Origin of the sequence: Ochrobactrum sp. XJ1, from assembly GCF_024701725.1 — a bacterium.
Classification (GTDB): Bacteria; Pseudomonadota; Alphaproteobacteria; order Rhizobiales; family Rhizobiaceae; genus Brucella; species Brucella anthropi.
Map to the genome: position 1 here is coordinate 13090 of NZ_VDGD01000021.1, position 21268 is coordinate 34357.

Sequence of the window (21268 nt, forward strand, 5' to 3'; positions counted from 1 at the left end):
CGCATATAAGCAGATGTCTGATCCGTGGAAATTGACCCACTCGTGCCCCTTTCCCTATTGGCCGAACAAAACGAGCCTCGGTGCCAGTTGGCGATTGCGACCATCGTCGCTTCTTAGGTTGTCGTGCGCGCATATCGAGCTGGGGGCATTCCCGCATGTCGCGCAAACGCGACACTGAAGGTGCTTGCCGACCCGTAGCCCACGCGTTCTGCCACCTGTTCGACTCCGAGATTCCTGTTCCGCAACAATTGTTTTGCGAGCGCCATGCGCCAAGCCAGCAGATACCCCATCGGGGACTGGCCGACGATGTGGTTGAAACGCGCAAAGAATGCAGAACGAGACAGTGCGGCTTCTTTTGCAAGATCGCTGACAGTCCAGGAATGTGCGGGACGAGCATGCATCGCATGAAGTGCAGCTGCCAGGCGTTCGTCAGCCAATCCGCGACTCAGGCCAGGCGCGGCTGTAGTTCCCGTTCCGGATCGCAGCGCCTCGATCAACAACACCTCTAGAAGCCGCTCCAGCACGATCTCGCGTGCCGCGCATTGCTCACGCGTTTCCTCATCGACTAGCTGCATCAGCGTGGCAAGTCGGGGCCGATCGCGAACGAGAACCACATCCGGCAACAGCGAGACAAGTAGGGCTGAATCCGACGCGCCGAAGCTGCAATGGCCGATCCGCATGCGCAGATCGGCGGGACCGTCACGGCGTCCCACCCGGAAATGCCCTTCGTCAACCTGAGTTGGCAACATGGCGGACAGATTGGTCGGCGCATCGATACTCTCGTTAATCAGGTCCTGCATCGCCGGCACAAGGACGAAGTCACCGGCCTGAAGCACAAATGACCGATGGCCGCCGAACGTCACGCGGCAACTCCCCTCCAGGATCGCGCAATAGAAAGGTTCTCCTGTCGCCTCGCGACGAATTCGCCACGAACCCACGCATTCCACCAGCTTCGAGAAGCGGGCGGCAGGCTGTAGCAAAGTGACGATTTCGGCTAGAGGATCAACGGCCATTATCAGGACCCACGCTAAAGCAATTCAGACTATGTCTCATATTAAGTCCTTTATCTGTTCGCTACCATAGCATCGTGACCTTATAGGGAGATGTTTATGCCTACGATATTGATCACTGGTTGCTCGTCCGGCTTTGGTCTGGAAACCGCAAAACTGTTCCTCGAAAGGGGCTGGGAAGTAATCGGGACGATGCGAACACCAAACAAAGATTTGCTACCGTCCTGCGAGCGCCTGCGCATACTTGCGCTGGATATCACCGATTCGACACGCGTCGCGCAGGCAGTGGAATCGGCAGGCCGCATCGACGTTCTTGTCAACAATGCCGGCCTCGGCGCGCCTGCTCCAGTTGAACTGACAGCACCAGAAACCGTTCAGACACTGTTTCAGACAAATACCATCGGAACCTTGGCGATGGTTCAGGCTGTCGTGCCACAAATGCGCCGTCGCCGGGCGGGAGTCGTCATTAACGTCACCTCCACGGTAACGGTCAAGACATTGCCGGTCGTCGGGGTCTACCGCGCAAGCAAAGCCGCCGTAAACGCCTTCACCGAGTCACTAGCACTAGAAATGGAGCCATTTGGTGTGCGCGTCCATATCGTTTTGCCAGGCCGCTCTCCAGAAACGAGCTTTGGCGCCAATGCCCGACCACATCTGAGTGGCATGGACGACCCGGACTATGCGCCGCTTCTCCAGCAATTCATAAAGAGCGTGCAGGAAGACACAGGTCCCGTGACTTATGCATCTGACGTAGCAGAGGCGATTTGGCGAGCTGCCACCGACCCATCTGCCCCGCTGCGTATCCCCGGTGGGGCGGACGCAGAGCTTTGGATGGTTGAAGCAGGTTTGTAGCAGGACGTGCAGTAGCCAAAGCAGTGGACTAGTCTTCGCTCTAACCAATGGATCAAGGAGGACGTGCTATCGTCTGGCGAAAGGCTTGTTCCCCTTGCTTGGGCTAGTTTAGGGATGACGCATTGTCGGTTACCACATCCACAATCGGTGCAAAGCTGCAGAGTTCTCTCGCAATCATCGATACGGCCCGGTTCCTCAACCATCTCGATCGTAGCGCCGACCAAATCAAAAAGTCTGTTTTCGATAATCGTCAAGGCCGCGTGAATGACGGGATACGGGCGCATAGCTGCTCCCAAGACTGGACGATGCCGCTCGATTATGCACGAACGGCATCGTCCGGTACGACGCAGCGGATTCTTAGATCTCCGTGTGCTTGGCGAGGTCCAGAGCATCTTCGATATTACACCCAGATACCTGACTGTGTTCTCGATCTTGGTGTGACCGAGCAGGATCTGGATCGCACGAAGATTTCCGGTGGTCTTCTAGATCACCGCAGCCTTCGTGCGTCGAAGAGAGTGCGCACCGTAATCTTCACAACGCAACCCAATCGCGGTGACCCACTCATCGACCAGCCCGGCATATTGGCGGGTACTGAGATGATCAGTTTGATCGACCCGGCTCGGAAATGAAATCATCTATAGTGCCGACTCTTCGCTGAAACCAGGCGAGCAAGCTTCCTCTGACTTCCGCCATAATCTACTGTACAGGGCGTCCAGTTTTCTGCTGAATAACCATTGCTCGTGTTCGGATATCCTGGCCCGTGACCAGAGTTCCGATCTTGATCTTGATCTTGATTTTGATCTTGACGAGATCGCAGCCACTTAGCTTGCTGTCGATCGCGAGATCAAACAACGCTCGGTCTCGCATCCGCCCCTCTCTATCAAGGAAGAAACGAATTGCCGAAATCTGCCGCTGTTTGAGCGGCTTCTTTACTTAAGCCCTCCTGCCAGCGTTCCATACGGAGCGCCCAGTGCAGCAGGATCATAGTGTGCGATACCCATTTGAGTTCTCCGTAACCGGTGTCACATCCGCACCTTGACCGCCGCGTCCTATGTGACGTGGCGAGTTCAGAGCGAGATATAATTGCAAAAGCGGACAGCGTGAGCTAGTTAGCTTCATCCACAAGGACCCGGTGAAACTCCGGGTGGCTCTTCTGGCCGCCAATCCGCCAGACAACACAGCAACGCAACCTATTCCGTTTTCGAGGACCGAGTTTCGCTCGGCCCGTTGCATCAACTGTGAAAAATCTCCCATGCGAACTCTTTCAAACTACCGGCAGGAGTGGTTCTCCAACATCCGTGGCGACGTGCTCTCGGGCATCGTCGTCGCCCTCGCGCTTATCCCGGAAGCGATTGGCTTCTCCGTGATCGCGGGCGTCGATCCGAAGGTCGGCCTGTACGCCTCCTTCGCAATCGCCTGCGTGGCGGCCTTTGTGGGCGGTCGGCCGGGCATGATCTCTGCCGCCACGGCGGCGACCGCCGTTGTCATGATCTCGCTGGTCAAGGAGCACGGCCTTCAGTATCTGTTCGCCGCCACCATCCTGATGGGCATCATCCAGATCGTTGCGGGATGGCTCAGGCTCGGCCGCGTGATGCGCTTCGTCTCCCGTTCCGTCGTCACGGGCTTCGTCAACGCACTCGCAATCCTGATCTTCATGGCCCAATTGCCCGAACTCGTCGGGGTCCCGATGCTCACGTACGTGATGATCGCGGGCGGCCTCGCCATCATCTACCTATTCCCATACGTCACAAAGGCGATCCCTTCACCGTTGGTTGCTATCGCCGTGCTCACGGCGCTTGCATGGTGGGCGGGCATGGACCTTCGCACCGTCGGCGATCTCGGCGAACTTCCGTCCACGCTCCCCTTCCTCATGCTTCCGCAGGTGCCTCTGACCTGGGAGACGCTCCAGATCATCTTCCCATATTCGGTGACGCTCGCCGCCGTCGGCCTGCTCGAATCCCTGCTGACGGCGCAGATCGTCGACGATATGACCGACACACCAAGCAAAAAGAGCCAGGAATGTGTCGGTCAGGGTGCAGGCAATATTGCCTCCGCGCTGATCGGCGGTATGGGCGGCTGCGCGATGATCGGCCAGTCGGTGATCAACATATCCTCGGGCGGCCGTGGACGGCTGTCCACCTTCGTCGCCGGAGCATTCCTGCTCTTCCTCATCGTCGTCCTCAACGATCTCGTGCGCATCATACCTATGGCCGCGCTGGTCTCGGTCATGATCATGGTCTCCATTGGCACTTTCTCCTGGCGGTCGATCCTCGACCTGAGACGCCATCCGCTTCCGTCCTCCGTCGTCATGCTGGCGACGGTCATCACCGTCGTCGCAACGCATGATTTGGCGAAAGGCGTGATTGTTGGCGTCCTGCTGTCCGGCATCTTTTTTGCTGGCAAGGTAGCCCGTCTATTCAGGGTCACGCGCCTGGAGAATCCCGAACAAAACAGTGTCACCTATGCAGTGGTGGGGCAGGTCTTCTTTGCGTCGGCGGAAGCCTTTATCCATGCGTTCGACTTCACGGATAAGGGTAAGCGGATCATCATCGATCTCACAAAGGCCCATCTCTGGGACATCACCGCAATTGGCGCGTTGGACAAGATCGTATTGAAGTTCCGTCAGGCGGGCGACGAGGTCGAGGTTCTCGGCTTCAACGAAGCGAGTGCTGATATGATTGACCGCTTCGCGCTGCACGACAAGGATGAGCGGCTTGCGGCAAGCGCCTCACTACACTGAACAACGTGGCTGCATACCTTCGTGCGCAGCCATCTGCCCCGCTACTGTTGCCTGTTAGTGCGCTTCAAGGGCGAATTATTCCAAGGCAGAAGCTCATGAATCTGGCTCTGCTTGTGGCCGTTGACGATGGCAGTGAGTGTGGCGGTCAGATAAGCCAGCGGATCGACGGCATTGAGCTTGCAGGTCTCGATGAGCGAGGCGATGGTCGCCCAGTTCTCGGCCCCGGCATCGTGCCCAGCGAAGAGTGCGTTCTTCCGATTGAGGGCTATCGGCCGGATGGTCCGCTCGACACTGTTGTTGTCAATCTCGATGCGGCCGTCGGTAAGGAAGAGCTTCAGACCATCCCAGTATTTGGCAATGTAGGCCAAAGCCTCGCCGAGCGGGGACTTCGTTGCGACGCGGGCGCGGTTATGGATAAGCCAGGTTCGCATGTCGGCAACGAGTGGCGCAGACCGTTCCTGTCGCCCGGCGAAGCGAGCCTCCGGATCAAGACCGCGCAGTTCGGCCTCGATGCGATACAGTTCGCCGACCCGTTTGATGCCGTCCTCGGCAATAGATGCTGCTCCGTTGCGGGTGATCTCCACCAGCTTGCGACGAGCATGAGCCCAGCAATAGGCGAGTTGAATGTCTGGTTCAACGCGGTCTGGTGCGATCAGCCTGTTGTATCCGGCATAGCCATCGACTTGCAGGATACCGGAGAAGCCCTGCAATATCCGTTCGGCATGAATGCCTCCTCGACCGGGAGCGTAGGTGAAGGCGACACCTGGTGGGGCACCGCCGCCCCAAGGACGGTCATCACGCGCCAGCGCCCAGAAGTATCCGGTCTTGGTCTTACGCGAGCCGGGGTCGAGAACCGGAGCACGGGTCTCGTCCATGAACAGTTTGGTCGAGCGCTTCAGGTCGTCAATCAACGCATCAAAGACGGGACGTAATTCGAAAGTGGCCCGACCAACCCAGTCGGCCAGCGTAGAGCGGTCGAGATCGAGGCCCTGGCGACCCATGATCTGAGCCTGCCGATAAAGCGGTAGATGATCGGCATATTTGGAAACCAAGACATGGGCGACGGTCGCTTCCGTCGGCAGCCCCGCCTGGATCAGGCGTGCAGGTGCCGGAGCCTGGACGACGCCATCGGTGCAGGCACGGCACGCATATTTGGACGGCCCCCTTCCTGCAAGAATGTTTTTGATGATTTCTGATCGAATCGCTTGCGTGCATATGTCCGGCCTGTTGGTGCGCTCGCACATGAACGCTGGCCAAGATGGGTTTCGCGACTGATATTCCAAACATATTTGCGATCTGCCGCCGCCGATTTGCGACCACAGCGATCATTGCATGCCACGGAGTAATATCAGCCTCGATCGATCGACCATACCATCCGTCGTTTCTTGCAAGTTTACGTGTCAGCTAATTACGGCGGCGTCATACCACGTGCCTAAACGAGCTGACCTCTATGCCACGCTGGCTGGCTGCGCAGTTTGTCTGTATGCCTCCCCACTCACCATCATTTTCCAGGCAATGCGTGCAATCTTGTTTGCCAGTGCGACAGCCACAAGCTTCGGCACCTTCCGCTTGAGCAATTGATCTAGCCAGAGAGAAGCGTTGCGCCCACGTCCCGCACGGACTTGCTGAAGCACAGCGGTGGCGCCTACCACCAATGTCTTGCGTAAAGCCTCGTCACCGGCTCTCGTTATAACCCCAAGCCTGACTTTGCCGGCAGTCGAATGATCCTTTGGCGTCAAGCCCATCCAGGCAGCAAACTGCCTTCCAGAGGCGAACAGCTCAGGTGATGGCGCTTTCATCACGAGCAGTACTGCCCCGATCGGCCCGACACCGGGGATTTTTGCAAGACGGCGGCAGCATTCGTTGCCGCGATATATGGTCATCAGTTTTGCCTCCAGCTCTTTCACGCGTTCATGTAACTGTGCAAACTCCTGGGCGAGAGAGGCGAACAGGTCACGAGCCAAAGCGGGAATATTTTCATCGACCATGATACGTTCAAGAAGCTGCGGAATATGAGAGATGCCCTGGGCGGCGATCAACCCGAATTCTGCCGCATGGCCACGGATTGTATTGACCAACCGCGTCTGCTCGGCGACAGCCCGCTCACGCATGTTGACCAACATTAGCGAAGCTTGCTGATCGGCGGTTTTCACTGGTACGAACCGCATCGTCGGGCGACTCATCGCCTCGCATAGCGCCTCAGCATCAGCAGCGTCATTCTTGTTTCTTTTGACATAGGGCTTTGCGAGCTGCGGCGCGATCAATTTCACCTCATGCCCGAGCGAGGTCAGCAATCGAGCCCAGTGATGGGAAGCGCCACAAGCCTCGATCGCAATCACGGTCGGTGGGCATTTCGTAAAGAAATCCACCATTTCCTTGCGACGCAACTTCTTGCGCAACACCGGTTTCTCGGCAATGTTTACCCCATGCAACTGAAAAACATTCTTTGACGTGTCAATACCGACACGGATAATCTTGTCCACGGACGGTCCCCTATGTTTGAGATCCAACGACTCACTCTGGCACTTTTTGATGCCGTTCGGGGGCCGTCCACCCCAACATATTTGGGGCGACGGGTGACGAGGACGCGGAACTGCGCCGGGACCACGTCCAACCGCTCGGAGACATCCTCGCCAATGCAATGCAGGCATCCGCCGCAGGCGCAGATCAGGCTTTCCGGCTCGACTACCTCTTCGATACGCGGGAGATGCTTTGGGAGGGAGCCGCGATTGATCGCGCGTGGCTTGGCAATCCTGTTTCCAGTGGGAGCGTCCCCTTCATCCTCAGCATGGATGGAAGCCATGGCCGTTTCCAGGTCTTCCAGGGCCAGATCGAACTGGTCGGGATCGGTCTTCTCGGATTTGCGTCCGAAGGCGGCCTGCTTGAAGGCTGCGACCAGCTTCTCAAGTCGCTCTATCCGCTCGTCCTACGAGCGATGTGCTCGTCCTTGCTCGCTATCGCGAAGTCCTTGGACGCCTCGCGCACCTGGGCCGCAATCAGCATCGCCTTCAGGGCAGCAACGTCATCGGGAAGATCGGCGGCAACCAACATACCCGGAAACTACCAAATCCCGTCCCGATTTGCCTTCGGAATCTGTCGTGCTGAGTCATCGTGCCGCAGCTATTCGATGGTCTCCGGCGTTCTCGTCTGGACGGCACGAACCCGCCGCCAATCGAGGCCAGCGAACAGCGCCTCGAACTGGGCGTGGGTCAGAGTCATCAGGCCATCCCGTATGCCGGGCCAAGTGAAGGTGTGCTCTTCCAGCCGCTTGTAGGCCAACACAATTCCGCTGCCATCCCAGTAGATCAGCTTCAACCTGTCCGCCTTGCGAGAGCGGAACAAGAAGACTGTTCCGGTAAACGGGTCCTTGTGCAGCTCGTTCTTCACAAGCGCCGCCAGTCCGTCATGCCCCTTGCGGAAGTCGACTGGTTTGGTCGCTACCATGATCCGAACGCGATTCGATGGAAAGATCATGTCGTCGCCGCCAGGGCACGCGCGATGGCGGCGATCCGGGCAGCAGACGCCTCTTCCTCAAGTCGGATGGTGAAAGGGCCGATGACAATCTCGGCGCGGGAGGCCTGCTTGGCGGCTGGCGGCTCTGGCGCGGGCGTCTCTACAACCATGGCAGCGAACTCGACCGCGTCTTCTGGCTCGGGCAAAACGAGCTTGCCCTGCCGCGCCAGTGTTCGCCAGGATGACAGGTGGTTGGCCTTCAGACCGTAGCGCCCCGCTACTTCATTCACAGTCGCGCCTGGTCGCAAGCTCTCCGAGACGATCCGAGCCTTGACCTCGTCCGGCCATTGACGATGAACCTCACGTCGCCCCTGCGGCGTCATGAGAACCTCCAACGTAGTCTCCATGGAGAAACTCCTTCTCGCTCGTCCATGGAGAAGGTCGATCACAGATCAGGCGACTTCGGGCAACGTGGGGACAGAACATCGCTTACAGTTCTCCTTCGGCCACCATTTGCTGGTGGAAGAACGCGCAAATTCAAGCTTCGTGGCGTAGGGCCGGGAACTGTCGGTCAGCTTTTCGCTTTCATATAAGGAACCTGCCGTTCATCTCGTTCGGTTAATGCCGCCAGGCGAATGTAGGTAATCCGATGCTTGAGCCAGTCCTGCTTGAATATATGAGCCACATAGCTGATAATTTCGGCATGCGAGAACCCACTTTATCAACAAAGCCCAATTAAGCACAAAAGCATGGCCTTCGCGCTCGCCGACATCTCCAAGACTTGCTATCGATTTCTGGCAAACTGAATGTATGGCCATTCTTGAATTAAAGAGCGCTAATCCATATCTGGGATATCGCCATACTGAAACAAAATTGCGGGAGGGCCATATTCTCCAATATCAGGATCTGCTTCGCGGCTCCAGGCTACAACTCCAATGTGCTTTCCTTGCAATTCCGCCGCTGCGCGTAAAGCACGACCCTCGGTTTCAAAAGCCATTGGGTCGAATGCAGAAACTAATTCACCGGCGCCATTACGATCAAATGCCGCGACAACAATGAGCCGCGCTTTGGTCATTTAGGTGTCATTCCCTTGTCCTTGGTCATCAATGAACTTGTGAGCTTAACGCTACCGGCTGTTACGCCCACCCTTTTTGAGGTCGACGGCATAATGCTCTTTCCCTCAAGACGTTGTTTTCGCAAGCGGAGAGTCTTGGCATCCCGCTCACTTACCTCAGCGTCCAAGATAGAACGTACAGCTTTGTCTGTGCGTGAGGCGATTGACTCTCTACCTGATGGAATTCGCATGAAAAGGGTATCTTTCGTAAAATAAATCAGTGAATTTTGCGTCAAGTGAGAAGTTCCTTATGAGGCGAATAAAAAAAGGCCAAGCATTGCTTGGCCCAAAGCTAGTTCTTTCATTCGTGCCAGTACATCCGTGGTCACAAGAAAGAAGAAGCCTCATTTACGCTGCCTGCAAATTACAAACAGTCATTTTCCCAGACTTACGATCCTGTTCCAGGTCATAAGTCAGTTTCTGGCCCTCATTGAGCGTATGCAAGCCTGCGCGCTCAACTGCAGAAATATGAACAAATGCATCCAAGCCGCCATTGTCAGGCTGAATAAAGCCAAAGCCTTTTGCTGCATTAAACCATTTAACTGTGCCGGTGTTCATGTGAACCCCTTTCATAGCAATATTGATAGCTGCGTTTGAAAAACGCAGAGATGAAACGATTTTTTAAAGGGAGTTTTCGTTCAGCGCACGGTTCTAATCGCGCAGGGATCAAAGCTCAGCAAGAAAATCTCGATAGTTTTATTTTATTTGTTTAAATAAAATTTGTCAAACTATTAATATATTACGGTTCATTAAATTGATGAAAAATACTTAAATCGCTTAATATTTTCGTTGTTTTTACAGTGAAATAATGATTTCAAATTTATTATTTGAGAGGCCCGGTTTGGGCGCTCTCAAACGATAATTGTTAAGCCGTCCCATAGGCGGAAGACATTTCCGTCTGTGGACCTGGGTCCGTTTGAATGTCGCCCATTACTCCAGCCATAAAATTCTTCAGGATTATCGCTGACTCATTGTAATTAGGTCCTGGTAGGGGCTTCATCCTGGACGTGAGATAGCCGGCCTTAATAATCATCTGCTTCAGAATGCGATGGTTTGAGTGAAAATCGCCATTATAGATATTGGAAGACATGGCGTCCTCCTTTCAAATTGCGGGCAAGGGCAATTGAACCCATGTCAGCAGAGCCCGTATTCAATCAATTCACTGACAATTTAGGGTGGACTGTTTGTGGTTTGATAGCAAGCGTACAATTAAGGTCACTTAGGGGCGAGATACTTGATCTGAAACATTCCGAATGATTTCATCTTCGGAAATTTAGCTCTGCATAAAAAAAGAACCCCGCAGCGAGAACCGCGCGGGGCTAGAAGTCATATGTCATCGGCAGGCAAAATTTTATTCAGGAAAACGTGAAAATCAAGTAGCTTTTCAATCGCCGTGTTTTTTCTCTGCACCTTCCAGGCGCACTAAAAGTTCCAAAAAGGTATCTTCGTTAATGTTGGAGGATGTCGTCATCAATCCGTCTTTCAACGCGTCTGCTATTGCTTGTGAGGGGAGATCACGATGTCTCACGCCCGCCGTAAAACGACTAGCGGTATGGTATATGTTTGGCCGTTCTGGCATGCACCCAACGCCTTCATCTTTTTCGGTAGAACAAACGTGCAGCGGCTATGTTCCGATAATTGCCAAATCGAAATAGGTATTTTGCATAAGGCCCGGGATGTCCAGAAACATCCCGGGCCACGCTTGGCAAATGAGGTGCATGTCCTCCCCGTGCGCTTTATCCGCTGAGCTTCGTGCAACCCTGCGGTTAATGAAAAATGCCCTGCTTTAGGGACGAGCTAGGCAGCGCTGCGCCATGACCCGGCGTTAAGTGAGGAGTGCAGTTAGCTACCGGGTAAACACCTTTCGAGTGGCGCTTTTGATACTTCTGGTGCGCCAGACGCGCGGATAGCTCACAGATGTACGATTGGTCTCTCAACCCGCTCTCGTATAACATGATGATGCCGGATGCTAATTCTGATGGAGAATAGGTGCGATCGCTTTCTTCGAGCATTATCGCTGCATTGCTAGAACAGCTCCGCATAAAATTGACTTCAAGCGGATTATATATCCGGCTCGCTTCGTTAAATAGCGGCATAGTGGCCTCCCTTCTGCATGTGCCAAAGGAACACCCCACAACATTAACGTCAGAAAATTATGGGGGATGATGGCAAATGAATCAACCTGAAAAGTCCTCGCCTGCCGAAGCGAGCCAAGCCGCTACAGACGCCGCACACCCTACTTGCAGAAAATGTGTTTGTTCCAAAAATTAGGTGACTATGAGAACTACCCGTAGGCATACAACTTAAAATTAACAAACTAGAAGAATTCTCGCGAAAATTGATATAGATGGTGCTATATTCAAAATCCAACGCATAATTATGTGCGTTCGATCGTTGAAGATCGGATACCATCATGAACAGGTTTGAATGGTTAAAGCCCGCCCTCGGCGGAGCATTGGTTGGTGCCATTGCGGCAATTGCTATTGGGTTTTCCGTCGGAGGTTGGGTCACGCACGGCACTTCTGAGCGCCTGATTGTATCCAACATATCGGACGGGGTGGCGCTCGCCCTGACACCTTACTGTCTTGAAAAATCAAGAAACGATCCGGCTGTTGTGAACATCCTGGCTGAGTTTAAGGCCGCCCCAGCTTACTCTCGCCGTAGCCTTATCGAGAAGTCAGGTTGGGCCACACCGCTGGGAACAGAGCAACCCAACACCGCGCTGGCAACTGCGTGCGGCAACGAACTCGCAAAGGCACTTTAATATGGCCGGAAGTCTAATGAGGAGGCTATCATGAAAAAACAACGTAATCGTAACATTGGATTGGAAACTTCTGTACGCCCACGTCACGATAAGGACACGACGGCCAGCAGAAGCGACCTAAGAAACGCTCATGAACAGATGAACTCACCATCAAAGGATTGGACGCAGCTTGCGAACATTCTTCGGCGTTCTTGCGGTGGATTCTCACGTTCCCGGTCGCCGCGCCATTCTTTACCGAGGAGTAAACGCAATGGCTAATGACACCACAGCTCTAGAACGAAAGGTTCTTGCACACGAGCAAATACTTCAGGTTCTCATCGGGCATCTGGCTGAAACTGAACCCAAATTTCTGGATCGACTAAAGGCGGTGTTCACGCGCCATCATATCATTGGCTCCAATGAACAGGACTATGTTAATACAGCTCAGTATGCTGAACAATTCATTCATGAAGTCGAGAGGATGCAAGAGTATAAGGCGACGCGTTGATTTTCTCCGGATCATGAATATCCAACAGATTCTTGGGCTGATTATTTCTAAATACATAAATATCAAATGACTGCTTGCGCTTTAACTCGAAAAGGCGCACTGTTTATTATCCACAGCTATTGAAACGGGCGCTGTCGTCGGGAGGGAACAATCTCCGGCCCCAAAAATGAAGGGGGACACGCGATGTCTTCCGCTTCACACCTGCCCTACTTTGGCCCTGAAGACTTCCCTTTGCTTCGCGCTTTTCTGCAACGTTCAGGCTATTCGTTGGAGGGGTGCGAAAAGCCAGAGACCCGCCTGGAAGCCGCCAAACACCTTTGTGAGATATTCAGCGACGGGCGCCACGATCCCGTCCAGATGCTGGACATGCTTTTGGCAATTCGCGCCCAACGCTTGTCACAATCCAATCAAAGAGAACTGGAAGCCTGGGAGAATGAAGGTGGCTATACGGCCCCGCAAGTCACGGCAAAGTCCTCAGTCCTGCAATGGCCTCCTCGAAAGAGGCTCCGGTTGAGGCTTGCCCATGGCTGATACTTTGCGTTCCCCAATATCAGACGTTGAGGTGAGAGTGCGAAGGACCGGGGTTCGCCGCGACCAGCTCTATCCCGCGATCCGGAATATTGTGCGGATAGAAAACCGGGTCCGCGAACCGTTCAGCGCAAGATGTTTAGCCAAACACATGCCCTCGACGTATTTACCTTGGTTGAAAAGTTATTTGAGCTCTAATGCGGCAACGTCGCTTCGGGACCGAGAGGCATATTTCGTGAGGGTCTTTCGGGGCTGGTACCGTCTCAATGACACGTGACAGATCTGGCGAGGAGAAAATGTCAGTTGGGAAATCGTTGGATCGTAAAGTGAGCGTGTATCTGATCGCGTTTCTCATAATATGCATCGATGTCGGGCTGGTCGTCTGGGTGTTCGGCTCCTACGTCTATTAATTACCAAGCAGTCATGCGAAGCTCTAAAACGTATGCTTTCCCACGAGAATGAAGTCTGCACTTCCATGGATGCTGACGTTTCGTACGTCCACGCTCAGCAAGCCTTCACCTTTTTCCGACGTTAACTGAACAATCTCGCTTGAATAAGCTTGCCGGAGCATCTCCATGCTCGCCCACATCGTCCCTGTTGTGAACGTCTTTTCGCCTTCTGTAAGCAGGGAAATGCTGTAGTGAACAGATCCGAGATTCCTGCCTTCGCAATACAGATCGCCTGTTGAACTAATAGTAGAGGTTGCCATAGTTATATCCTCAAACGGATGTTGCGATATGTCCAATAATAATCAATCAGATCAATATATAACAAAGCATCCAAAATTATTTGGACTTGGATCATTGAGATTTATAAATTCCGACCATCCGCATCTTTCGAAGTTTGAACGAAGTACGAGGCAGCGGCAGGGTATTACGTCTTTTGCTCTGCTGTTTAAGCATGAATACGAGGGAAAGCGAGTTCGGCTCCTGTTTAGGGTCTAGATGAACGTACTGAGTGGTTCTCCAGAGGAGCTTATCGCCTCGTCTTTCTTGGTAAAGCGGCACAGCTATAACTAATGCCGTTTGGTTTTGACCAAGTCATTGGTAGGAGTAGGGAAGCGTCCTGCAACAACTTCATTTGACGTAACTTTCGCCTTGGACTTGTCTTGCTTTGGTTTTCTTATTTCTCGGTTACTTCTTTTCTGACCACGGGGCATTTTGAAAACTTCCTGTTTTGAGGAATTTACTATTTCTTGCATACTGTGCCAATCCGTTGATGGTTCAAATCACGGCTGGGGATTCGTCCCTATTCTCAGTTGTATGCCGCCGAGAAAGCTTCGACATCGCTCGCGATGGCGAGCGACCAGATTGAAATTCTTGAATGAGCAACTTTGCTGCGGCCAGGTGAGCGGCCCGGTTTTCTGCAGTATCGTAAAGCCGATAGCCAGCGCGTCGCAATATTTCGCGCATCATGCGGAAATCAGTCGGGCCAAAATATGGTCGGATAATTTTGGAAGACATTTCGTCCTCCTTGTATTGGGGCTTGAGTCTACACTCAAAACCGACAGCGCCCGTTTCAAAAGCTGTCGAGAAACGTACCTTGCGCCTTATATTCGAGTAAAGCAACTGAGGCAGAAATGTGGCCGCTTATAGATTCACCTTTTACTTCAAGATTTGCAGAAGGAGCTACTTCATGTCCTCCACAGTGATCCGATAGGAGGTTGGCGGAGCCTGGGAGTGAACGTCGCGGGCAACATTGTAGATCAGATTCCGAGAGACGTCGAAGACAGCAAGAAGCGATAATTCTGTCGCTGCAGTGCGGTTTTATCGATTAGAAACAGAACCGAGGTCATTGCATCGTAGCCGACAAAGCATACTCCGACGTCAAAATCATCGAAACTTTTTGCTAGGGTTAGGAAATGAAAGGGAAATTATTTTTCCATTTTTACCGCGCCGCCGCCGTCATCATATCGACCAGCGGACTTTGCCATTGCTTTATGCTTCTGGATGAACTGTTTCAGGGCGATCTGCAGGCGACCTTCATCACGAGTTCCCTCCTGAAACCGGCGTGCGAGATATCGTGCAGCGTCAGTGCGCAAATCCTGCGTGTCGCCAGGTTTGCGAGCCTCCCTAAGAAGGCGCGAAATCATAGTAATGTTTCTGGAATTCAAGGCGATGGAAGACATTATGTCCTCCTTTGTTGCGGGTCAGGCATTTGAAGCCCGAATGACAGCACCCGTTTCAATTGCTATCGATGACCACCTTGCGCCTTATGTAAGAATAAAGCAAATAAGGCTGCAATACCACCGCTGCTAGCTCAGACTGGGCTGCGTCGCTAGAAATGGTTCCTTGGCCATTTAGACTACAGTTTTCAACGGCGGTTCGCGGCTTCAGCGCCCCTCGTCACTCAGCATGTGATCGGCCAGGCTGTAGCAGTGGCTCGCCTGATAGGCGTTCCGGCCCCGGTTCATGTGCCTCAGATTGAATGCCCGGATGGCCCGCAACGCCCGGCTCGTCGCGAGGAATTTGCCGATGGAGGCAAAGCCGCGGACCTTGACGCCGAACATGTCCTCTCCGCGGGGAAAAAAATAGCTGACGTCTCCCGGGGCCACGACACAACGTTCCAGGAAAGCGCCGTCCACCTGGCCGCGGTCGCGTGAATGGTCGGTGGTGAAATCGGAAAGATGCACCACGAACAGCGCACGGATATCGTCGCCATCCGCATAGAGCGAGAACAATTCCATCCAGCTCGCATTGATGCGGACGAGCGCCTTGCCAGGGGTCGACGGCAGGCAGGAGACCGACCAGTAGTGCCGCTCAGTCCGGCGCGGGATCGGGATGCAGTCGCGACTGTAGCGCCTAAGAATCTCCAGAACCTCTGGAGCCTGTGGCATACGCAGCAGCTTCTCGAACCGGGCGGCGTACTTGAAACGCAGTTCGAGGGATTCCAGGCGCTCGTCGGCGTCGCGCAGGATCGTTTTGCCTTCCATCCAATCGCGCTGTTGCTCGAAATCGAGGAACTGGCGAAGACCGGTGCGGCTTTGTTGGCGAGTGGCGTTCATCGGCGATCGAGCAGTCTGGCTACCGCCTCGCGGACAAGGGCGGGGACACGTTCGGCATCATCCAGATAGGCACTTTCCAGGAGACCGTCCGAAAGCGCGACGAGGAGGGACGCGGTGACGGAAGGAGCCGGATCGCCGTCCTTTGCGAGAAGGCTCTGGAGGCTATCGTGATACCAGGCGCGGCGCGCATCGATGGACTGCCGTACGGCGCTGGCCGGATCTGGATATTCGGCTGCCGCGTTCAGAAACGGACATCCCCGCCAGGGGCCCGCAGTCACAGTCTCGCTGATGCGCTCCATGATCGCTGAGATCATTTTCCGGGGCGATTGCTTCGGAAGCGCGGCCACCGCTGCCCGCCCGACCCTATCGATCTCCTGGAGATAGGCGACGACGAGGTCGTCCTTCGATGGAAAGTGATTGTAGAAGGTCGCCTTGGCCACGCCGGCTTCCGCAATGATGCGGTCGATGCCCACGGTATGGATGCCGCCTTCGTAGAAAAGCCGGGTCGCGGTGTCGAGCAATCGACGACGCGCGGAACCCGCTTCGGACTGGGTTTCAGATTTTTTCTGCCTCATCGCTTGACCCTAACAGACAGGTCTGTATATTACAACACATAGACAGACCTGTCTGTATGGGAGGAGGCCATGCATACGAAAGACACAGCCGAAGTCATCCGCCGATTCAACCAGGCGTTTGAGGAGCACGATCCCGAGATTTTCGAGGAACTGGTCGCGCCGGATTGCGTCATGGAGTCAATCCAGCCGGCACCGAACGGCACGCGCTACGAAGGCTACGATGTCAACCTGGCGTTCTGGCAGGCCATGGCTGCAGACCGCGTCAACCGCTTCGAGGTCGAAGACACTGTCGTCATGGGTGACCGCGCAAACATCCGTTGGCGGTTCCATTTCGGCGACGGCGGCTCGATCCGCGGCGTCACCCTGATACGTGTTCGTGACGGGAGGGTCATCGAAGCCCTGGCCTACGCCAAGACGCCTGGTAAGTCGGCGCCGCTGCCGGAATGAACGGCCGCATGTGGCCAGTCGCAAGGCACGTGAGAGAGAACCAAGCCGACAATATCCGTTCGAATCGAGCCGTGGTCCGTCATGTCTGCGCGGAATGGACGCGGCTCCATCGCTCAATGAGGTGAGAAGATGACCAGTGACAGCAAAATTACCCGCGAAATCGTGGAACGCTTCCACAACGCATTCGAGCAGCATCGCCCCGAAGACCTCGATGATCTCATCGGCGACGGCTGTGTTCTCGAAAATACGGCGCCGGCCCCGGATGGCACGCTCTACGAGGGGCGCGAGGCTTGCCTCACTTTCTGGAAGGGAGTCGCGTCGTCGGCCAACCTTGTCTTTAAGGCTGAGGAGATCTCCGCGATAGATGACCGCGGGATCATCCGCTGGCAGCTTTGCTGGAGCGAGCACGAAGCGGACCGGGTTCGAGGCGTCAACATCATGCGCGTGCGGGACGGAAAGATCGTCGAGGGTCTGGGCTACGTGAAGGGGGCTGACGTTCCGATCGTGAACCGGCGATCCCCGTTGATCGCTATCCAGGACTTCGCGGCTGCGTGCCGCCGCAACAGGGCCCCAGCCCGAGGGAGAGAAGCGATGATGATCAATAAAGCCGGGTACACCCGAATTGAAGCCACAAGCGGGACGGTGCTGTGACGATCATTCTCGAAGCATTCAGCGCGATTGGCGCGGCTGTTACTTGACCGCACCATTGAGATAGAGGTCTTCACCTCGCTGCAGCGGCGTGAAGATGAAGTCGTCTTTTCTGAGAAAGCTGTTGAACCAGCCTAAAAGATCATCTTTGGTCGACGAGTTGCGATATCCGACCAGCTTGACGGTCAGGGGAGCACTAAAGGCTATGTCAAAGGCAGTGGCAAACTGGGTGGCGCCTGAAAGCTGAACCGAAAACATGCCACCACCGTCGTGACGGATGGAAATTTCCGCACGAGCGAAAAACTCATCGCCGTAGGTGGTGATAAGACCTGGGCTTCCCACCAATCTTCACTCGTCAAAGCGTTTCGAGTTCCTTCGCCCTGGAAGTCGGCCCGGATTTCCTGGAGGCTGCGATAGTCACGGTTCTCGAAGCGCTTCAATGGTATTTTGAGCCACTGTGTATCCAGACCCGGGTTCAACCACTGGGAGACGTCATCCTCGGGGTCATTGTTGGGATCGAAGAAGAATTTCGGAGATTTCACTTCTAAATCCAGCACGACGTAGTTCTCCAGCTCCTGACCAGGCCAAGATCCACTTGAGGCCCGCAAGGTGATGCGTGGCTCTTCGACTGGAAGGTCGAGCGGATAGCTCTGATAAACAAGCTTAAAATGTCCCATGCGGTTCCCCGGTCTGAAAACTCATTGTGGATTCCTGCAGATAGCGGGTGATGGTATACTTTACTATGGCACATCTTTCTGGAACAGACCGCTCGCAATTACTGCTTCTGCCGGAAGCAGTCGATGATTGTGTGAGACCGGACAACCCGGTCCGCTTCATCGAGGCCTTCGTTGACGGCCTCGATCTCAAGGCTGCCGGCTTTTTACGGGTTGACGCGAAGGATACCGACCGGTCGGGCTTCGATCCCGCCGATCTGCTCAGATTGTACACATACGGCTATCTCAACCGCGTTCGGTCGAGTCGACGACTGGGGTGGAATGTCATCACAACATCGAGGTGATTTGGCTGCTGCGGCATCTGAAACCGGATTTCCGTACAATCGCCACCTTTCGGCGGATCGACCGTTCGGCCTGTTCGGGCGGGAGTTGCTGGCGATGGACGGCACGCGCATCAATGCGGTCAACAACAAGGACCGCAACTTCACGCGTGGTGCTCTGTAGAAATTCATCCGCGAGGCCGACGAGAAGCTAGCCGACTACATGAAGCGCCTTGACAACGGCGATGCCAAGGAGGAACGCGTTGGCGACAACAGCGGTTCCGGAGGCAACCTCACCGTTCAGCCTGACGGCGCTCGCCAATAATAACAAAAGGGCCATTAGCCTTGTCGGCGTGCCCGGCCTGATGGCAGCTGTCAGGGCATGATCGGCACAAATCCGCCTTATAAACCGCACGAAGTTTACCCAAAAGTGCTCCGCTGATGTCATATGCCGCCCAAATCGCCGATAAGCCAAATGCCTGCAAGTCCGCATCGAATAACAGGGAACGCCTGAGGAACCTCAAACCCATCGAGTTTTAAGACGGCCTGGCTGATGTCTGAAGCGGGGCTCGATGCAGTCCTAGGATTCAACTATCTCCATCTGGTCCGTGACCTGCCCGGCACGCTGCGCAGCATCCATGCCTTGCTTGCATCAGGCGGCTTGTTCATCTCCAAGACACCGTGTGTCGGAGATATGAACCCATTTATTCGGTTGGCCTTGCTGTCCGCAATGCGCACGATTGGCAAAGCACCCCACGCCGGCGTCTTCCAGGCGGCGGACCTGGGCGAGCATATATGCGGTGCAGGCTTCGACATTCTTGCCACTGAAAGCCACGCGAACAAAGGCAATGAATCACGCCCCTACGTCGTGGCCCGGAAGAGGTTGCACGAACGGCCAAGGCTGCTTGAAAACTCGTCCAGTACGTTTTCGACGCAAATCCCATGGTCTTGCTATCGGATGGGCTGGCACAAAAGCGGACCGACCACATGCCACCCCTTCTCAGGCGTTAATACAGGAAAAGGGCATTACCGCTGTGGAAACTGTGGGAATGCCACGCTAATCACTGAAATGGAGGCGATTAACGGTCCGACCGATTCGAGCCAAAGTCGGCTATTTAGGGAACCAATCGAAATTGCGGAAAGCGGTCGTAGCCAAGCACTACTAACCTGAAGCGACCACTGAGCATTGAGATCGGCATGGGAATCCGGATTTACAACTCCGTCTGGTCGTAAACGCGTCGGCGCGCCTTGATGACATCCAGATTGTTGTGAACCCAGAAGTTGAACCCTTCCAGGGCTTGCAAGGCTCCATGGCCGATATCCGTCAGCTCATACTCGACACGTGGCGGCACTTCAGGGAAGTAGTGTCGTATAACGAAGCCGTCACGCTCGAGATTGCGCAGCGTATGTGTTAGCATGCGCTGGGTGATTTCACTGACCTCTCTTCTCAATGCTGAAAAGCGGAGCCTATTATCTTCAGCGAGAGATAGACGCCAAAGAACCGGCACTGTCCATTTGTCACTCAGCAGGCTGCAAACGCCATTTGACGGAATGGGCCGGAATTGCCTGTCGTTGCCTGATCCACGCGGTGTGCTGGCATCGAACTGTTCATTCAAGGGTATCATCCTTGTGCCTCACGCTGAAAAATGTGCCGTCTTCCGGCAAACCTACATTTGTATATATAGACTGTCCTTGTCCAACGCGAGGGTTTCAAGTGACCAATAGCAAGCATCACATTCTGGTTTTTGGCGCTACCGGAAGGCAGGGAGGATCTGTCGTCGAAGCCTTGTTGAAGGCGGGATGGCCCGTTCGCGCGCTCGTTCAGGATTCCAGCAAAGCTGCATCTCAGCAACTACGGAATGCAGGGGTAGATCTTGTACAGGGAGCACTTGAAGAGACCGATGTTATCCGGTCGGCGATTAAAGACGCCTATGGCGTCTTTAGCGTACTGCCGGGAAACCTGGCCGCCGAGGACGAAATTCGTTATGGCATTTCGATTGCGGATATCGCTGCCGAAACCGGCATTAGTCATTTTGTTTATTCGTCGGGCGCCAGCGTGGGGAATGAACTGACAGGCGTTCCGCGTTTCGACGCCAAACATCGCATTGAAGCCCATATTCGACAGCTCGACATGACTACGACCATCATCCGGCCAATGATTTTCATGGAAATGCTCGTGCGACCTGGCTTCGGTCTGGACAAAGGCCGCCTGATTTCCCTCATCAGGCCGGACCACTCTATTCAGCTTACCGCCGTGGAAGACATCGGCAAGATCGTTGCTGTCGTACTTGCCGACAAACCCCGTTTTGGTGCCAGAACACTTAAGATCGCGAGCGACCGCCTGACCGGGCGCGAGCTTGAGGTCGCCCTTAGCGAAGCAGCCGGTCGCCCGATAACCTATGAACGGTTTTCCCAGGACATTCTCGACGCAAACGCGGATCTCGCCCATATGGCAAAGAGCCTGGAAGATGGACCGCTTGCCGAGCGGGTCGATCTGGAGGCCATGCGTGAAATTAATCCCGAGTTGCTGACTTTCGCGTCCTGGCTTGCTGGCAATGGGCGCAGGTCACTTGATGCAGCCTTACAGGTCTGGGTGCCGTGACATCACGCACGCTTCAGGACGAACAAGCGAGCCGCGAAGGGGAAAGGCTT

At 54.6% G+C, this 21268-nt stretch carries 25 protein-coding genes, 4 pseudogenes and 1 other annotated feature; of the genes and pseudogenes, 12 read left to right on the plus strand and 17 right to left on the minus strand.

Annotated features, from left to right (window positions below; genetic code table 11):
* Positions 1–113 precede the first annotated feature (113 nt).
* A complete protein-coding gene (locus FG152_RS24605; protein WP_036589331.1) occupies positions 114–1013 on the minus strand; it encodes an AraC family transcriptional regulator in 900 nt (299 codons plus the stop codon).
* A gap of 96 nt (positions 1014–1109) precedes the next feature.
* On the opposite strand from FG152_RS24605, the gene FG152_RS24610 reads away from it, so the two are divergent.
* Entirely contained in the window at positions 1110–1862 is a 753-nt protein-coding gene (locus tag FG152_RS24610; protein ID WP_036589330.1) for an SDR family oxidoreductase, read from the plus strand.
* 357 nt (positions 1863–2219) lie between these two features.
* On the opposite strand, the pseudogene FG152_RS24615 reads toward FG152_RS24610, so the two are convergent.
* Positions 2220–2863, minus strand: a pseudogene (locus FG152_RS24615) (tyrosine-type recombinase/integrase).
* A gap of 121 nt (positions 2864–2984) precedes the next feature.
* Positions 2985–3040 (plus strand) — a sequence feature (sul1 is cis-regulatory element that is thought to sense ions involved in sulfur or methionine metabolism; They are found in Alphaproteobacteria).
* A 74-nt stretch (positions 3041–3114) separates the two neighbouring features.
* Between FG152_RS24615 and FG152_RS24620 the strand changes: the two are divergent.
* Positions 3115–4602 carry a SulP family inorganic anion transporter gene (locus FG152_RS24620; RefSeq protein ID WP_105529397.1) on the plus strand — a complete coding sequence of 496 codons (1488 nt, stop codon included), beginning with the start codon at positions 3115–3117 and terminating at the stop codon, positions 4600–4602.
* A gap of 41 nt (positions 4603–4643) precedes the next feature.
* On the opposite strand, the pseudogene tnpC reads toward FG152_RS24620, so the two are convergent.
* From tnpC to FG152_RS24660, 8 genes and pseudogenes are all read right to left on the minus strand, one after another.
* A pseudogene (tnpC, locus tag FG152_RS24625) lies at positions 4644–5768 on the minus strand (IS66 family transposase); the annotation flags it as partial.
* 282 nt (positions 5769–6050) lie between these two features.
* Complete coding sequence (locus tag FG152_RS24630) at positions 6051–7085, minus strand: IS110 family RNA-guided transposase (RefSeq protein ID WP_036589325.1); 1035 nt, start codon at positions 7083–7085, stop codon at positions 6051–6053.
* Between the two features lie 77 nt (positions 7086–7162).
* Positions 7163–7653: pseudogene (locus tag FG152_RS24635) on the minus strand (IS66 family transposase); the annotation flags it as partial.
* Positions 7654–7722: 69 nt separating this feature from the next.
* The gene (gene tnpB, locus FG152_RS24640) at positions 7723–8076 is read right to left on the minus strand and encodes an IS66 family insertion sequence element accessory protein TnpB (protein WP_036589322.1); all 354 of its coding nucleotides are present in this window, start codon (positions 8074–8076) and stop codon (positions 7723–7725) included.
* Positions 8073–8462 (minus strand): IS66-like element accessory protein TnpA, encoded by a 390-nt coding sequence (gene tnpA / locus FG152_RS24645; protein WP_036589321.1) that lies wholly within the window; start codon positions 8460–8462, stop codon positions 8073–8075. The genes tnpB and tnpA overlap by 4 nt, the downstream gene beginning before the upstream one ends.
* A gap of 428 nt (positions 8463–8890) precedes the next feature.
* The gene (locus tag FG152_RS24650) at positions 8891–9130 is read right to left on the minus strand and encodes a hypothetical protein (RefSeq protein ID WP_036589319.1); all 240 of its coding nucleotides are present in this window, start codon (positions 9128–9130) and stop codon (positions 8891–8893) included.
* Positions 9131–9517: 387 nt separating this feature from the next.
* Positions 9518–9727, minus strand: a complete 210-nt coding sequence (locus FG152_RS24655) for a cold-shock protein (RefSeq protein WP_029928430.1) — start codon at positions 9725–9727, stop codon at positions 9518–9520.
* Positions 9728–10034: 307 nt separating this feature from the next.
* Positions 10035–10259, minus strand: coding sequence for a hypothetical protein (locus FG152_RS24660; protein ID WP_036589317.1), 225 nt, complete (start codon positions 10257–10259; stop codon positions 10035–10037).
* A gap of 1323 nt (positions 10260–11582) precedes the next feature.
* On the opposite strand from FG152_RS24660, the gene FG152_RS24665 reads away from it, so the two are divergent.
* The 3 genes from FG152_RS24665 (at position 11583) to FG152_RS24675 (ending at position 12951) form a co-directional block, all read left to right on the plus strand.
* Positions 11583–11933, plus strand: coding sequence for a hypothetical protein (locus FG152_RS24665; protein ID WP_036589314.1), 351 nt, complete (start codon positions 11583–11585; stop codon positions 11931–11933).
* 250 nt (positions 11934–12183) lie between these two features.
* Entirely contained in the window at positions 12184–12420 is a 237-nt protein-coding gene (locus FG152_RS24670) for a hypothetical protein (protein ID WP_051517915.1), read from the plus strand.
* Between the two features lie 183 nt (positions 12421–12603).
* Positions 12604–12951: a hypothetical protein gene (locus tag FG152_RS24675; RefSeq protein ID WP_036589312.1), complete on the plus strand. Its 348-nt coding sequence runs from the start codon at positions 12604–12606 to the stop codon at positions 12949–12951.
* 430 nt (positions 12952–13381) lie between these two features.
* On the opposite strand, the gene FG152_RS24680 is transcribed toward FG152_RS24675, so the two are convergent.
* The 5 genes from FG152_RS24680 to FG152_RS24700 form a co-directional block, all read right to left on the minus strand.
* Entirely contained in the window at positions 13382–13657 is a 276-nt protein-coding gene (locus FG152_RS24680; protein ID WP_036589308.1) for a hypothetical protein, read from the minus strand.
* Between the two features lie 514 nt (positions 13658–14171).
* Entirely contained in the window at positions 14172–14411 is a 240-nt protein-coding gene (locus tag FG152_RS24685; RefSeq protein WP_144405822.1) for a hypothetical protein, read from the minus strand.
* A gap of 410 nt (positions 14412–14821) precedes the next feature.
* A complete protein-coding gene (locus FG152_RS24690) occupies positions 14822–15076 on the minus strand; it encodes a hypothetical protein (protein WP_036589305.1) in 255 nt (84 codons plus the stop codon).
* A 204-nt stretch (positions 15077–15280) separates the two neighbouring features.
* Positions 15281–15952, minus strand: a complete 672-nt coding sequence (locus FG152_RS24695; protein ID WP_036589303.1) for a hypothetical protein — start codon at positions 15950–15952, stop codon at positions 15281–15283.
* Positions 15949–16527, minus strand: coding sequence for a TetR/AcrR family transcriptional regulator (locus FG152_RS24700; RefSeq protein ID WP_043061640.1), 579 nt, complete (start codon positions 16525–16527; stop codon positions 15949–15951). The genes FG152_RS24695 and FG152_RS24700 overlap by 4 nt, the downstream gene beginning before the upstream one ends.
* A 69-nt stretch (positions 16528–16596) precedes the next feature.
* Here FG152_RS24700 and FG152_RS24705 point away from each other — a divergent pair, with 69 nt between their 5' ends.
* Together FG152_RS24705 and FG152_RS24710 are read left to right on the plus strand one after the other, a co-directional pair.
* A complete protein-coding gene (locus tag FG152_RS24705) occupies positions 16597–16974 on the plus strand; it encodes a nuclear transport factor 2 family protein (RefSeq protein WP_036589300.1) in 378 nt (125 codons plus the stop codon).
* A 129-nt stretch (positions 16975–17103) separates the two neighbouring features.
* A complete protein-coding gene (locus FG152_RS24710; RefSeq protein ID WP_105529398.1) occupies positions 17104–17625 on the plus strand; it encodes a nuclear transport factor 2 family protein in 522 nt (173 codons plus the stop codon).
* A 39-nt stretch (positions 17626–17664) separates the two neighbouring features.
* Here the strand turns inward: FG152_RS24710 and FG152_RS24715 are convergent, their stop codons facing one another.
* A complete protein-coding gene (locus FG152_RS24715; RefSeq protein ID WP_235784232.1) occupies positions 17665–17967 on the minus strand; it encodes a hypothetical protein in 303 nt (100 codons plus the stop codon).
* A gap of 397 nt (positions 17968–18364) precedes the next feature.
* Between FG152_RS24715 and FG152_RS24720 the strand changes: the two genes are divergently transcribed.
* The 4 genes and pseudogenes from FG152_RS24720 to FG152_RS24735 form a co-directional block, all read left to right on the plus strand.
* Positions 18365–18640, plus strand: a complete 276-nt coding sequence (locus FG152_RS24720; protein WP_235784231.1) for a transposase — start codon at positions 18365–18367, stop codon at positions 18638–18640.
* Position 18641: 1 nt separating this feature from the next.
* Positions 18642–18800, plus strand: a complete 159-nt coding sequence (locus tag FG152_RS24725; RefSeq protein ID WP_235784230.1) for a hypothetical protein — start codon at positions 18642–18644, stop codon at positions 18798–18800.
* 79 nt (positions 18801–18879) lie between these two features.
* Positions 18880–19002 (plus strand): hypothetical protein, encoded by a 123-nt coding sequence (locus FG152_RS24730; RefSeq protein WP_255354083.1) that lies wholly within the window; start codon positions 18880–18882, stop codon positions 19000–19002.
* 176 nt (positions 19003–19178) lie between these two features.
* Positions 19179–19499, plus strand: a pseudogene (locus tag FG152_RS24735) (class I SAM-dependent methyltransferase); the annotation flags it as partial.
* A gap of 328 nt (positions 19500–19827) precedes the next feature.
* On the opposite strand, the gene FG152_RS24740 reads toward FG152_RS24735, so the two are convergent.
* Entirely contained in the window at positions 19828–20241 is a 414-nt protein-coding gene (locus tag FG152_RS24740; protein WP_036589298.1) for a winged helix-turn-helix transcriptional regulator, read from the minus strand.
* A gap of 89 nt (positions 20242–20330) precedes the next feature.
* On the opposite strand from FG152_RS24740, the gene FG152_RS24745 reads away from it, so the two are divergent.
* Positions 20331–21218, plus strand: coding sequence for an NmrA/HSCARG family protein (locus FG152_RS24745; protein ID WP_036589296.1), 888 nt, complete (start codon positions 20331–20333; stop codon positions 21216–21218).
* The last annotated feature ends 50 nt before the right edge of the window (positions 21219–21268 follow it).

Coding starts and splice junctions, on each gene's coding strand:
- FG152_RS24605 (WP_036589331.1), bottom strand. CDS start 1,013: ATGGCCGTTGATCCTCTAGCCGAAATCGTCACTTTGCTACAGCCTGCC.
- FG152_RS24610 (WP_036589330.1), top strand. CDS start 1,110: ATGCCTACGATATTGATCACTGGTTGCTCGTCCGGCTTTGGTCTGGAA.
- FG152_RS24620 (WP_105529397.1), top strand. CDS start 3,115: ATGCGAACTCTTTCAAACTACCGGCAGGAGTGGTTCTCCAACATCCGT.
- tnpB (WP_036589322.1), bottom strand. CDS start 8,076: ATGATCTTTCCATCGAATCGCGTTCGGATCATGGTAGCGACCAAACCA.
- tnpA (WP_036589321.1), bottom strand. CDS start 8,462: ATGGAGACTACGTTGGAGGTTCTCATGACGCCGCAGGGGCGACGTGAG.
- FG152_RS24650 (WP_036589319.1), bottom strand. CDS start 9,130: ATGACCAAAGCGCGGCTCATTGTTGTCGCGGCATTTGATCGTAATGGC.
- FG152_RS24655 (WP_029928430.1), bottom strand. CDS start 9,727: ATGAACACCGGCACAGTTAAATGGTTTAATGCAGCAAAAGGCTTTGGC.
- FG152_RS24660 (WP_036589317.1), bottom strand. CDS start 10,259: ATGTCTTCCAATATCTATAATGGCGATTTTCACTCAAACCATCGCATT.
- FG152_RS24665 (WP_036589314.1), top strand. CDS start 11,583: ATGAACAGGTTTGAATGGTTAAAGCCCGCCCTCGGCGGAGCATTGGTT.
- FG152_RS24670 (WP_051517915.1), top strand. CDS start 12,184: ATGGCTAATGACACCACAGCTCTAGAACGAAAGGTTCTTGCACACGAG.
- FG152_RS24675 (WP_036589312.1), top strand. CDS start 12,604: ATGTCTTCCGCTTCACACCTGCCCTACTTTGGCCCTGAAGACTTCCCT.
- FG152_RS24680 (WP_036589308.1), bottom strand. CDS start 13,657: ATGGCAACCTCTACTATTAGTTCAACAGGCGATCTGTATTGCGAAGGC.
- FG152_RS24685 (WP_144405822.1), bottom strand. CDS start 14,411: ATGTCTTCCAAAATTATCCGACCATATTTTGGCCCGACTGATTTCCGC.
- FG152_RS24690 (WP_036589305.1), bottom strand. CDS start 15,076: ATGTCTTCCATCGCCTTGAATTCCAGAAACATTACTATGATTTCGCGC.
- FG152_RS24695 (WP_036589303.1), bottom strand. CDS start 15,952: ATGAACGCCACTCGCCAACAAAGCCGCACCGGTCTTCGCCAGTTCCTC.
- FG152_RS24700 (WP_043061640.1), bottom strand. CDS start 16,527: ATGAGGCAGAAAAAATCTGAAACCCAGTCCGAAGCGGGTTCCGCGCGT.
- FG152_RS24705 (WP_036589300.1), top strand. CDS start 16,597: ATGCATACGAAAGACACAGCCGAAGTCATCCGCCGATTCAACCAGGCG.
- FG152_RS24710 (WP_105529398.1), top strand. CDS start 17,104: ATGACCAGTGACAGCAAAATTACCCGCGAAATCGTGGAACGCTTCCAC.
- FG152_RS24720 (WP_235784231.1), top strand. CDS start 18,365: ATGGCACATCTTTCTGGAACAGACCGCTCGCAATTACTGCTTCTGCCG.
- FG152_RS24740 (WP_036589298.1), bottom strand. CDS start 20,241: ATGATACCCTTGAATGAACAGTTCGATGCCAGCACACCGCGTGGATCA.